Raw genomic sequence first — 12,196 nt, forward strand, 5'->3', positions numbered from 1 at the left:
GCACCCATTGATCTTCTCGGAAGGAATGGGTGTTAGGTTATGACAGCAGCCAACCCGCCAGACCGCAATATCCCGTGTCTGAGCGTCGATCCGACTCAAATCGCTACTGTACACCGCTAGCGCCAAAACAAGCTCATAGGACAGCGAGGACAGTCTGGTTACCCCTCGCGATAGTTTTACCAGTCCGTGAACAGTAGTTCCTCAACAAATAATAATCTAATGAGGTCAGCTACTAATCCAGGGGTGGGGCGAATTGGATATTCAGCAGGAGTAATAGGCCTGAGGAACCAATTTTTCAGGAATAACTGCGTAGGCAGCCATGTTTTTGAGGTCAATCTCAATCGTACGAGCAATGGTCGTTACCGGGGTATCAGTAGGCTGATTTTCAAAGGGATCCTGTAACTGTATTGCACTTTTTTCAATTAGAATGAAGGCACAGGAGATAAGCGTAACCAACGGCACATCCAAGAAATAAAGATCGGCTTCGAAGCAAAAAGGTAACAATGCTGTAAAAAGGTAGATGAATACCTGCATGTTGAACGTATACGTTCGGGGAAAAACTGTGTTTTTTATTCGTTCGCACCGACCCATCGAATCTGTTAAGTTGTTCATTGTGATGCTAAGTTGAACCATTTGATAATCTGTCAGTTGCGCATTATCATAAAGATTACGAGCGGCCAAACCATGATCAAGAAGCAAAGCATTTGGTATGTTAGCTGCTTTACTAATACGCCGGGCATCGTCCACACTTAGAAATTCCTCTAAGCGTGTGGTAGCATCTTGCCCACGCAGCCTATCACCCAGTGCATAGCACCAGGCACAATGCCGCTGAATAAAGGTTTGAATAACGGCTTCTCTGTCTGGCTCGCCTGATACGAACATTTGAAGTTGACGGATGAAACTGCGGCTGTCGTTGGTAATAGCCCCCCAGGCGATACGGGCTTCCCACCATCGCTCATAGGATTGATTGGTGCGGAAGGCCAGTAAAAGCGCGATACAGGTACCGAGTAGAACTGGAATAGCTATAGGAATAATCAGAAACCAAAGATTGAAAACCAGCTTGATTACGACAATAAGGTTTGCAAACAGAAAAACAAAAAAAGCTTCCCGTCGGATGTTGCGGATAAAAAAGGCAATGGAAATTTTATTATTAAGAAGCATAAATTTAGTTAATAAAAGAGGACGAAGGTTCTTTCAACTATCATAGGTTACGAATTATTCACCTCGCCCCATGAACAGCCCGGCAGCCGGAAGTTTTTCAATGTATTTTTACTTGTTTGGAAAACTAAGTGTCTTGATGGCAAGTAGCTACCAGGAAAAGTTCATCCTGAGGGTCTTTCCCGACTTAGCCACCGGCCTAGCTACTCGTAACTCTATGCTCATAGGGGCCGACAACTCGTATCACCAATAGCAGGGTTAGCGATTGCTTATAAAACCAGAAAATACCTCAGATCCGGCGGATCCCATCCATGGTTTGGTTCAAAAGGCAGAAATGGTATGGCTGCGTCCTGATCATGTCGGATTGATAGGACCATATCAACTCCCTATTTTAAAAGTCCATGATGAAGCCAGGGGGCGTTCTACGCTAAAATTTAGTCTGAAAGTCCGGTGATGGCGTGGACGCCAGCGTTTAAAGAAACGTTCAGCTTTTTGCCAACCCATTGGTAGATGTTAATACCTACCGCTTCAAGTGCATCGGTGTTCTCTCCTTGCTGAAGTACAACTCCTGCCCACGTGATTCGGACTGGAACCCGGCAGACAAATCCATTCATCGTTTGGGTGAATAAATAATCAAAGAGAAGGGTCATAGTTGCGCAGGCTCCGATTCCGAGAGCATCGGTGTAAACTGAGTAATTAAATCAGATCGTTTAGCGGCCTGTTTATGGGTCAAGTGCAAAATCGTGCTGGTCATACCACGAACCAGGTAGGGCATTTTGTCGAAAGAAAGGAGTCGAAGCGCTACTGGCCGACGCTGTTTTGAGGTCATTTTAGACATATACTGATGGATTTATAGTTAGGCAATACGGCTGGTTTCGAGCCAGTGAATAACCTCCTGTGTTGTAGCAAATTGCAGAGTGCCGTGATGCTTTTTCGAGTGGTCTGACCGACCCGTCAGTTCCATCAGCGTAAAAATCTGACAGGAAAAAGTCGATGAGCTGCCGTTCACCAGTTGTTGAACCGAATTACCCTGAACCAGTAACAATTCAACAGCACCCCGTTCCGGTTGGTCTTTATCCAGGAATAGAAGCTCGACCGAGTTTCGCCCGGCGTGATTTATTTCCCCTAAAATCTGATTGTTGCGTAAACGATGGCGGCTGGTTAGCGCCCCAATTGCCCACTCTAATAACGTTTTCATGGCATGGATTAAAAGTTAGTTTGATTGAATCGATCGTTCATTTCACCAGTTATAAGGTTGGACCGTGCCAGGGGTTAGCGATTGAAGAGAAATCAGGCGTAAATGCATTCCATTTTTCTTCCGGGACTAAATAGACGTCGATTGTCGGCTCCATACCGGGCAAATTACTGATTCGTTGTTTTCTGAAAGGCTAATCCGCAACCACGTACTTTTTCGCAGTGCTTCCCTCGAATTGTTCCGTAATACTTAATCGCTCCCCGTACCTAAAGCCTGCCAACGAGCTTATTGTCGTATCGGCATGCAAATGATGGACTGTGTGACGGTCGGAATTGTCATAGACAAAAAAACGCAGGTGGGTTAGCATGGTACTTTTTTGGTAGTTACCGCTCCAGTCATGAAAAGATGTTTAACGCATACCTGTTCTCCTGCCTGGAAAGGAATGTCGATCAGATTAAGGTTAACTTTCACGATGAAAGGGTCGAAACGGTGGGGAGGATACTTGCCTTACAAATACCGGACAAACAAGTCGGCGATGCTCGATCATTGGAATAGACGGCCTTACTTCCGGCTGGCGCGTAAACAGGGATAAACTATCCGTTGTAAAGGGTCCGAATCTTTCAACAATGGATGGTTTCTGATCAATGACGGGACGAAAGATTCTGTGTAAAAGATCCTTAATACCAGCAATTAGTGAAGAGCTAACGCGGTAAATTTTAAATCGAATTCTTAATAAGGTCATGGCTAATGGGTAAAAAAGTGAACATAATTTGTTATCGTGATCGAACGGGTCGTACCTATCAATCACCTGATGAAAAGAACCCGATTGGTGGAACTCAAAAATCATCCAACGGACGAGCGCAGGAGGTAGACAGGGCGCTAGGACCGATTAACGGTGGACCCAATAGGGTGAGGATGAGGGACCGTTGAAGAGGTAGCTATATATACTGAACAGTTTATTTTCAGTTAAGTTGCCCGCAGGAGAATTTATAGTTAAAGTAATTCGCACGGGCGGGTGTCACCAAAGGCAATCGGTCCCGATTAACCGCCCTAAAAAACGGAATTGAAGTTATTGGCGGGCTAATTGATCGTCTGCCCACTTTTGAGCCCGGCCAATTTCCGTTAAAGCAATATCTCCCGTACTATACTCACCCCGGTTTTTAGAAGCAATTAACTTCCAACGGTTACATCGGCCCACGATTCCATACAACACCGACCCATCTGATCCCCAAAAACACGGTGTTCTGGGGTATTCGCTTTCCTGTTCGCTCCATTCCATCCGATTTTAATTAAGACTCATCGATCCTTTCACACAATTACCCAACCTTTTCAACATCCGGATGTGAGAAACAAGGGCTTTTGAAAAGGATTCCTTCCGGTTGTAAGGGATTGAATACTCCTGGGCCGTGCGTTGCACAATCGAAGACAACGCGCGGTAATGAATATGGGAAATGGTGGGGAAAAGGTGATGTTCAACCTGAAAATCCAGTCCCCCAATAAACCAGGATAATAGCCGCGGACTCGAAAAATTGGCCGTTGTCCGAAGCTGATGAATTGCCCAGGCATTGGTAATCACCCCGTTATCGTCGGGCGCGGGCTGCTCGACACCTTCGACCACATGAGCCAGTTGAAAAATGGTACTCAAAACCAGGCCCGCCATGAAGTGCATGACCAAAAACCCCATTAACCACTGCCCAAATGTCAGTTTCGTAATGGCCAGTGGCAATATAGCAATGAACAGCACATAGATCAGTTTGCTACTGATTAACAAGCCGATATCGTAATTCGAAAATGGCTTGACCAGCTTGTGGCCTGTGCGATGATTGTATTTATAGGCTTGCCGGAAGTCTTTTACCAGGAAGGATAATGTCATTAACCCGTAGAGGAAAAATGCATAAATATGCTGATAGCGATGGACCTTCATATGGGGGTCGCTCCGGGATAACCGCAGCAAAAACTTGCCCGTAATGTCTTCGTCAACCTCATGTATATTGGTATAGGTATGGTGAAGCACATTATGCTGAACCTTCCAGTTTAACACATTTCCTCCCAGTAAATACAGGCTTGAACTAAACAAGGTGTTAACCCAGGGGTGGTCCGAAAAAGAACCATGGTTCGCATCGTGCATGACGGCCATGCCTACGCCGGCCGTACCCAGCCCCATGACAACCGCAAATCCCAGGCACGCCCAGGGGGAAAACTGGTTACTTACAATCAAGCCGTAGGGTAGCAGCAGTAAGGCTAACATAAAGATGCCCTTCCCGATTAAAGATGCATCTCCCTGCTTGGAAATGGCCCTCTGCTTGAAATACAATTCTACCCGCTCCCGAAGGACTGAAAAGAATTGGGATTTGTTCCGGTTGGAAAATTTAACGGTTTCTTGCCTCATCGTCGGTTCAACTGATTCTCACTCGTTACCTGAGCGTCTTCAATGGCTTGTTCTTCCGGTAGTTACTGACAACCTGCTTTATTAATTAAATTTCAGCACTTTATAATTATAACCGAATTGCGGCTCTACAGGCGGTGAATAGTGAGACAATGGACCACTTATATCCGTTTTTAAACCGCAAAAGTTCTTGATTAATGACTCTTACATGGCTCAGCGCTGAAAAACAAAGTAAAAGAGGATGAGGGCAAAAAATAGGGCCGCGCTGAAAAACATCGCCGAGTATACATAGGCATAGCGTCTACTTCGGGAATGGGGTTTTTCTTGCCGAGCCCTATACACGTGATAACTTCCAATTCCTGTATAGAGGGCGGTTATGGCAGCCAATAGAAGTTGCATGGGAAAGCGTTTACATTGTTTGGTTACAGAATCCGGAATTCGTCAGGAAAAGAAGCAGGTCCACCGGACAATGCTATTCAGTCGGTGCAAAAGAGCAGAGGTAAACTAATTAGCTGGCGTCGGCTGGTCCATAGATGTAGAGCAACAGCTGGCTATACTGCGTCCGGTAGTCTGAAGAAAATAAAAAACCCTGGTCAGTTATGATCAGGGTTTCTTTTCATATCGTCGAGTACAAGGAAGCTGCTACTGCATTTTGACGGCCTGCTCAATCTGGCCCACATCTTTATTTGCTAAGTTATTGGCCTGCGATTTTAGGCTATCCACGGTTTCTTTTTCCTGGGCTACTGCCTTATCCCATTGGTCTTTTACCCCCTTCGTTTGTTCATCGATGGTTTTCGATAATTGGGAACGACTTTCTTTTCCCGAGCGCGGAGCCGTTAGGTACTCAATCGCTACACCCGTAATAATTCCTGTCAAAAAAATTTTCATAAGTACAAACTTGATGCATTGATAGAATATAGGACTAAAGCAAAACCATGCCAGGATCGCAATACAAGGATAAATCAGGGTTAGGATGCAGGTATGCCCTATGCTTCCTATAGCTTGGCTGGGGTTCAGGTGGGATCATGGGGCCTTCATTGCCCAATTCGGGACGATATGCGCCACCAGGTGCGTAACCAAGACCCTGGCAAAGTTCCAATACGAAGATGCTCTTCGTTGCTTTCGCCGATTAGTTTATGAGAATTGGGGCAAACTCCTGGCCGGAGGTGATACCGGCCCCTTGATAAGGTCTGTTCCGGAATGAAGTTGCCCGAGTAGCGTTTAGCTACTCGGCACCTTACTCAAGTGGCTATGTTGCTATTACTTGAGTATTTTAAAGAATTGAAGGCAACAACTCGAATTATCGGCTTTCTTCATACGGATAAACCTCGTAGATCATCGCCATTGAGGTCCCGTCGGAAAACTCAATCTTCTTTAAGAGTCGCAAAACCCCTTGCGTATAATCTGTTGGGGCCGAATTAAAGGCAATATAAAATTGACGGTACACATTGGCGGAAGCCCTCTTTGTTTTAAACACCAGACTCGCTTGATACCCGTCAATCTGTACGTCGACCAGCTGGGCATCCTCTGGTAAAGCCACCTCATTAAAGCCGGCAAACAAAATAATGGTGATGGATTGGTCTGGGTTCATGGCGAGAAAGAATTGTACTGGTCGAAAAAAAGGAAGCCTTGTTTAATAACCCCTTTCTCGATAAAGCTGTTCGCAAAACTAATTTTTCCCTGTTGCACTGATCACGAATTACTCCAGAGCGAATTAAATTCCAGCAGCCTCTTTACGTCTTCCTGCATCAATGACCATAGTCGGGTTTGTTAATATATAAAATAATGTTCATTTTTTGAACTTAGGAAGCTACTTACGACGTTGTCAGTTTGTAACCTCTGCTATAGGGCCCGCACCGGTGCTTCACTTTTAACGCCCTTTCTCCCTGCCCAGCTAGTTTGTAGTACCGTTGGCGACAATCGCCGGACGATTCTATTTTTTCACCTGTCAGCCGCATCGCAACACGTTTAACATTTTTTCACGGCCGTTTGGCGGTCATCTGAATCGAGTCGGTTCATGGCTCAAAACCCGTCCAATGGTCCCCAAAAACCGAAACACTGTACCCACCCCGGTGGATTTCACCCTCCTTAGTAAAGCCCTGGTCATTATTTCCGGCAAATGGCGACTGACGATGATCCTGCTGATCGGGGAAGACACGTTTCGCTTCCGGCAATTTCGTGAGCAGTTACCAGCCATGAGTGAGAAAATGTTGGCGGGCGAGCTGAAAGCCCTGGTGGCCCTGGATGTTTTAACCCGAACGGTGTATGCTGAAGTTCCACCCCGGGTCGAGTATACCCTTACTAAAAAAGGCCGACTGGCTTTACCCATCCTGCGTCAATTGCAGCAAGTCGGCCACTTATTTAACTGACGTTACGCTATGCAACTCAAATTCACCAATACGACACGATCCGCTTTCTTTGCTACCGTGCGACGGCGCGTCGATGCCTACTTTAAAGAAAGGAGTCTTTCCCCCCACGCCAATCGGTCCATGTGGATTAAAGCGGGTTTCTTTTTAGGGGGCTATCTACTTTTGTACACCCTTATTCTATCCAACCAATACGGCCCCTGGACGATGCTGGCCCTGACCGTTGGATTAGGGGCCTTTGCCGCTTTTATCGGCTTCAATGTTTCCCATGATGCCCTGCACGGTGCTTTTTCGTCCCAAGCCTGGGTCAATCGGCTCCTGGGCAGCAGTTTTTATCTCTTGGGAGCCAATCCTTACGTCTGGAAAATTACACACAACGTGGTTCATCATACATACACGAATATTCCCGGCCACGATGAAGACATCGAAATTGCCCCGGGGTTGATTCGCGTGGATACCGAGGAGCCCGTACGGTCCTGGCAGCGCTTCCAGCATTGGTATGCCTTCGCTTTGTACTCGCTGGCTTCACTCTCCTGGGTGTTTCGGAAGGATTATTATAAATTCTTTAAACGGCAAATTGGTCAGCATGATAATTCAACTCATCCCCGGCGGCAGTATATTATGCTGTTTGCGACCAAAGCGGTTTACTATTTTTTCTTTCTGGTGCTACCCTATCTGTTACTAGACATCTCTTGGTGGCAGGTGCTGATCGGTTTTATCGGCATGCACCTGGTGGAAGGTCTTATCTTAGGACTGGTTTTCCAGTTAGCCCACGTGGTGGAGGGTACCTCCTTTCCGGTTCCGACCGAAGGCGTGGGAATTCAGGAAGCCTGGGCGATCCATCAGTTGCGAACAACAGCCAACTTTGCCCCCCGTTCGGCGGTAGCCGCCTTTTTCTGTGGTGGACTCAACCGCCAGATCGAACACCACCTTTTTCCTAAAATCTGTCATATTCATTACCCGGCCATTACCGCTATTGTCAAGCGAACCGCCCATGACTTTGATCTTCCTTACCTGGAAAATTCCAGCTTTTTCTCGGCGATTCATTCTCACTATCGTCTTCTAAAAAATCTGGGTCGGGCCGCGTAGGTCAGCGGTGCGACGTTTCGGCCGCGTAAGTCTGGACTTAATCTACACAACAATGGCTAATCAACAGGATTTGGAGTTTACTTACTCCACGATTGATCAGATTTTTCGGTTGAGCATGGGCCAGACCGGTGACTACAGCGGTGCGATGTACAACGGTAATTTTGAACTAACCCTGGAACAAGCCCAGCGGCAGAAACACCGTTTCATCGCCGAAAGCCTGCGCATCACCAAAGAATCAAAAGTCTTGGATATGGGATGCGGCTGGGGACCGTTCCTGACCTACCTGAAAGAACGAAGCGTACAAGGGAGGGGGGTAACCTTGTCATTCGCCCAGGCGGCTGCCTGTGTGGCGAATGGACTGAGGGTGGAAGTAAAGGATTGCCGGTTGATCAAACCGGAAGACTACGGGTTGTTCGATGCCGTCACCTGCATCGGTGGGCTGGAACATTTCTGTTCGATTCAGCAATTTCAGGCTGGTGAGCAGGATGAGGTCTATGCCGATTTTTTTCGCAAAGTCAATGCGTTATTACCTGTAGGGGGTCGGTTTTACATGCAAACGATGGTATTCAGTAAAAACAGGGTCCCGCTCGAACAGATCAGTCTGCAGGCCCCCAAAGACTCGGACTCCTACGCGATGGCACTGATGATTGCCCAATTTCCGGGTTCATGGCTACCCGATGGCCTCGAGCAGGTGGTTCGCAATGCACGGCCCCATTTCAAGCTGGTGTCGCAAAGCAGTGGACGGTTGGACTACATTGAAACCATTGGTCAATGGCGAAAGCGGTTCCGGGCCTTTCAGTGGAAAAAGTACGCCTTATATGTCTCCCTGTTACCCCGCTTACTGACCAACAAGGCCTTTCAGGATTTAATCGCTGTTTTTCGGAGGAGTCCAAACCGCATCTGTTTTCAGCGTCAGATCATGGACCATTACCGGCTGGTGTTCGAAAAAGTGTAATCGTTTTTATTTAACCCACAATGGCTATCCGAGTCGCCCTAGACCACCATACCCAATACAACTATGACCGAATGGTTTTTCTGTCGTCCCACCTGATCCGGCTTAAACCAGCCGCTCACAGCCGGGCCGCCATTGAATCGTATTCGCTGACGATCGAACCGGCCAATCACGTGCTGCACTGGCAACAGGATCCTTTTGGCAATTTTATCGCCCGGGTCGATTTCACAGATGCCGTGCAAACCATGACTATTCAGGTTCAGGTTGTGGCCCGGCTGGAACCGGTTAACCCCTTCGACTTTTTTGTGGATACCGATGCTGCCACCTTTCCGTTCGAGTATAATGCCCAGCTCAAAAAAGACCTGGCGCCTTACCTGGACTATTCAGAGCCGGGACCCTATCTAGACCAATGGGTAAGGCAGGTCGATCAAACCAAGCGGGATACGGTGGACTTTCTAATCCGTCTCAACCAACAGCTTTATCAAGCCATCACGTACACCGAACGTCTGCAATCCGGCGTACAAACCGCCGAAGAAACCCTGCAACGGGCGATTGGTTCCTGCCGGGATTCGGGCTGGCTGCTGGTGCAGATTTTGCGGCACCTGGGCTTAGCCGCCCGCTTTGTGTCGGGGTATCTGGCTCAGGTGGCTGCGGATGAACCGGCCGTCCAGAAACAGGCCAACGCCGTCGAAAACACCTTGGCCTTGCACGCCTGGGCGGAAGTATACATCCCCGGAGCGGGCTGGATTGGTCTGGATCCTACCTCGGGGGTGCTGGCGACCGAAGGTCACATCCCACTGGCCTGCACGCCACAGCCGTCGGCGGCTGCACCGGTCACTGGGACCAGTGATTTAAGTGAAGTCAGGTTAACGTACACCCATACCTTAGTTCGCTTACCCTAAACAACTGTCCGGTCAGTTTGGGGACGGCTTTCTTACCCTATTGCCTGCCTCCTGATTGTGGGGGCAGTAACCAAAAATCTACCGAAAGTTATGTTTGCCAACACCGAACCGATGAACCACTGCCTGAATCGGATCCATGAACTCATGGAGTCGGCTGCCTTCCACCGGGATTCCGATGAAAATGACTCCTGGAAAATCATTTTTGCCGAACTAATCATTGATGTGGATGAGTTGTTAATGCTTTCCCAAAAACGGGGTCATCACCTTGATTTTACCGACGCAGTTGGAGTAAAGGGAAAGGTTCAGGATATTACATCCCTGGTGATCTGGTTGCGCGCCTGCCTGCCGGAGCATATTGCGGATTTGCCCAATCATCTCCCAGCCGACCGATTAAACCGGTATTTTAATCAGGGGACTGGGTATTTTGCCAATGGGTGTTTTTTTACCACGGACTTTGACGACGAGTTGGCGTTTTTCATCGATGATCAACGGATCTACTTAAAGCACCATATCCAGCGGTTAGTTCGTGAAGTAGAATCATACCCTGCTTAGCCTATCTCTCCATTAATGACTTCACAACGCGTGAAGTCATTGGCCGAGTGGACGGGACTCTGTTGAGAAAAATGCCCTAAAAGATCAGTAATGATTCCCAGCCTCTAAAACAGTGGTTATGCATGAATACGATCAATTTCTTTTAAAAAATAAAGCCTGGGTTCAGGAAAAACTGGAACTGGATGAGACTTCTTTTGACACTCTTTCTACAGGGCAACAAACCAGCGCGCTCTGGATAGGCTATGGCTAATGGTAGTAGGATCCGAGCTTCATCCCGACCAGAAGAGTGTCACCAGGATACATCATGGCTGCCGAGTAGCAGTAAATATCGACTGGCGGTTTTTCCAATGTGCTCGTGGAGTTTTGCAACGGACTTCTATCTTGATTCTGAGGGTGGTGGCCATGTACAATGCATTTTTAAAAAGAGGTTTTTTGGGCCGTTCTCTAATTAGGAGAGGTGTCAACAGCAAACAATCAAAGAATCAAAGTTTGATCGTTATAATTTCCTGTATAACTGTATGTGCCTTCATTATTCCCATCTGGCTCCGAATGGCACTGTGGAGAGCCATCGACTCCATGATACTACGATTGAAGTACAGATGGATGTTTTGAATAGCTATCATGCCTATGGCTATGTGCTTCTCTTGGCTTTTCTGATTAATGAAGCTGGCGAGCGTATCTTCTTACCAATAGAGGTATTTGATGGGGAGCCCATTGGCGTACAAATGCTAAAGTTACAGCAGGAATATATTGCGGTATTGAGTTCATGATACCTGTTTTTGAGTGGGCAGAAAACAAAGCTCTGATTTTCATGTAATGATTAGTGCTCCAAATTGTGACAGGTATGCTTTGTGTAAATAATGTCTAGGTTTTCATAGAAGTTGGGAAATAGGGCTTCTACCGATATTTCCTTTACAATTCGCCCCGTTCCAAATCACGATTAGTAAATGATACCTTTCAACTAAAATTCCAAAATCATGGCCCAGCCGAAAGCTCCCACTAAAGGAAGCGTCAAAAAAGAGGCAACGAAGACATTGAAGGAGAAACGAGCCGACAAAAAGGCCAAACGCGATAACAAAAAGGATTCTTGATTTTGGCAATCAGCCGTCCATCGTACGCAAACTCCGTCCCATAGCCGACAGTTTAAACGCATCAAAACCTCACCATTGATGGCTCAAAGTCTGCTTCCACCCATCAATGGTGATTTAGCCCTTCGGTATTTGGACAGATATACCAAAACAGTTGAGTCAAATTCTTCGATCTCACCCCTATTTCAGGGCCAGTAAACCGCGAATGGTTACTCTTTGATGCGCTCAAAAAGTGCTCTCCTAGGAAGACAAGTAAGGGCTTTTTTACCTGACTTGCAGATCCCAGTTTGGACTGTTGTTCGCCATGAAAAGAGTAGGGTCAAAAAGCTATGAAATGCTGATCATACCCCCTTTTATTTCCTTTCCAAATTTAAAGAAACCATAATAAACTGTGTGAACACCGGAATGGGTGTTAAAAGCGACAGGCAGCTTTACGTGTTTTCACTTCTGAAGAATGTAGATGGAATTGTAGCTCAAACTCATCTGCAAGGCTGAATAGGAACCACGC

Annotated in this window: 13 protein-coding genes; 7 read left to right on the forward strand and 6 right to left on the reverse strand. The window is 47.0% G+C overall.

Annotated elements, in window-relative coordinates; genetic code table 11:
- Nucleotides 1-261: 261 nt before the first annotated feature.
- From ACYVH9_RS25750 to ACYVH9_RS25775, 6 genes are all read right to left on the reverse strand, one after another.
- Nucleotides 262-1,161, reverse strand: a complete 900-nt coding sequence (locus ACYVH9_RS25750) for a bestrophin family protein (RefSeq protein ID WP_460639305.1) — start codon at nucleotides 1,159-1,161, stop codon at nucleotides 262-264.
- A 431-nt stretch (nucleotides 1,162-1,592) separates the two neighbouring features.
- Nucleotides 1,593-1,808 (reverse strand): hypothetical protein, encoded by a 216-nt coding sequence (locus ACYVH9_RS25755; RefSeq protein WP_460639306.1) that lies wholly within the window; start codon nucleotides 1,806-1,808, stop codon nucleotides 1,593-1,595.
- Nucleotides 1,809-2,014: 206 nt separating this feature from the next.
- Complete coding sequence (locus tag ACYVH9_RS25760; RefSeq protein ID WP_460639307.1) at nucleotides 2,015-2,356, reverse strand: hypothetical protein; 342 nt, start codon at nucleotides 2,354-2,356, stop codon at nucleotides 2,015-2,017.
- 1,282 nt (nucleotides 2,357-3,638) lie between these two features.
- Entirely contained in the window at nucleotides 3,639-4,742 is a 1,104-nt protein-coding gene (locus tag ACYVH9_RS25765; RefSeq protein WP_460639308.1) for a fatty acid desaturase family protein, read from the reverse strand.
- A 639-nt stretch (nucleotides 4,743-5,381) separates the two neighbouring features.
- The gene (locus ACYVH9_RS25770; protein ID WP_460639309.1) at nucleotides 5,382-5,627 is read right to left on the reverse strand and encodes a YtxH domain-containing protein; all 246 of its coding nucleotides are present in this window, start codon (nucleotides 5,625-5,627) and stop codon (nucleotides 5,382-5,384) included.
- A 412-nt stretch (nucleotides 5,628-6,039) separates the two neighbouring features.
- The gene (locus tag ACYVH9_RS25775; RefSeq protein WP_460639310.1) at nucleotides 6,040-6,330 is read right to left on the reverse strand and encodes a hypothetical protein; all 291 of its coding nucleotides are present in this window, start codon (nucleotides 6,328-6,330) and stop codon (nucleotides 6,040-6,042) included.
- A gap of 445 nt (nucleotides 6,331-6,775) precedes the next feature.
- On the opposite strand from ACYVH9_RS25775, the gene ACYVH9_RS25780 reads away from it, so the two are divergent.
- The 7 genes from ACYVH9_RS25780 (at nucleotide 6,776) to ACYVH9_RS25810 (ending at nucleotide 11,370) form a co-directional block, all read left to right on the forward strand.
- Nucleotides 6,776-7,108: a winged helix-turn-helix transcriptional regulator gene (locus ACYVH9_RS25780; protein ID WP_460639311.1), complete on the forward strand. Its 333-nt coding sequence runs from the start codon at nucleotides 6,776-6,778 to the stop codon at nucleotides 7,106-7,108.
- Between the two features lie 9 nt (nucleotides 7,109-7,117).
- On the forward strand, nucleotides 7,118-8,194 hold the full coding sequence (locus ACYVH9_RS25785) for a fatty acid desaturase family protein (RefSeq protein WP_460639312.1): 1,077 nt from the start codon (nucleotides 7,118-7,120) through the stop codon (nucleotides 8,192-8,194).
- 52 nt (nucleotides 8,195-8,246) lie between these two features.
- Complete coding sequence (locus ACYVH9_RS25790) at nucleotides 8,247-9,149, forward strand: SAM-dependent methyltransferase (protein WP_460639313.1); 903 nt, start codon at nucleotides 8,247-8,249, stop codon at nucleotides 9,147-9,149.
- Between the two features lie 20 nt (nucleotides 9,150-9,169).
- Nucleotides 9,170-10,048, forward strand: coding sequence for a transglutaminase family protein (locus ACYVH9_RS25795; RefSeq protein ID WP_460639314.1), 879 nt, complete (start codon nucleotides 9,170-9,172; stop codon nucleotides 10,046-10,048).
- 90 nt (nucleotides 10,049-10,138) lie between these two features.
- The gene (locus ACYVH9_RS25800; RefSeq protein WP_460639315.1) at nucleotides 10,139-10,600 is read left to right on the forward strand and encodes a hypothetical protein; all 462 of its coding nucleotides are present in this window, start codon (nucleotides 10,139-10,141) and stop codon (nucleotides 10,598-10,600) included.
- 118 nt (nucleotides 10,601-10,718) lie between these two features.
- Complete coding sequence (locus tag ACYVH9_RS25805) at nucleotides 10,719-10,850, forward strand: hypothetical protein (RefSeq protein ID WP_460639316.1); 132 nt, start codon at nucleotides 10,719-10,721, stop codon at nucleotides 10,848-10,850.
- A 268-nt stretch (nucleotides 10,851-11,118) separates the two neighbouring features.
- Nucleotides 11,119-11,370 carry a hypothetical protein gene (locus tag ACYVH9_RS25810; RefSeq protein ID WP_460639317.1) on the forward strand — a complete coding sequence of 84 codons (252 nt, stop codon included), beginning with the start codon at nucleotides 11,119-11,121 and terminating at the stop codon, nucleotides 11,368-11,370.
- The last annotated feature ends 826 nt before the right edge of the window (nucleotides 11,371-12,196 follow it).

The sequence above is a fragment of the Larkinella harenae genome, from assembly GCF_054780515.1.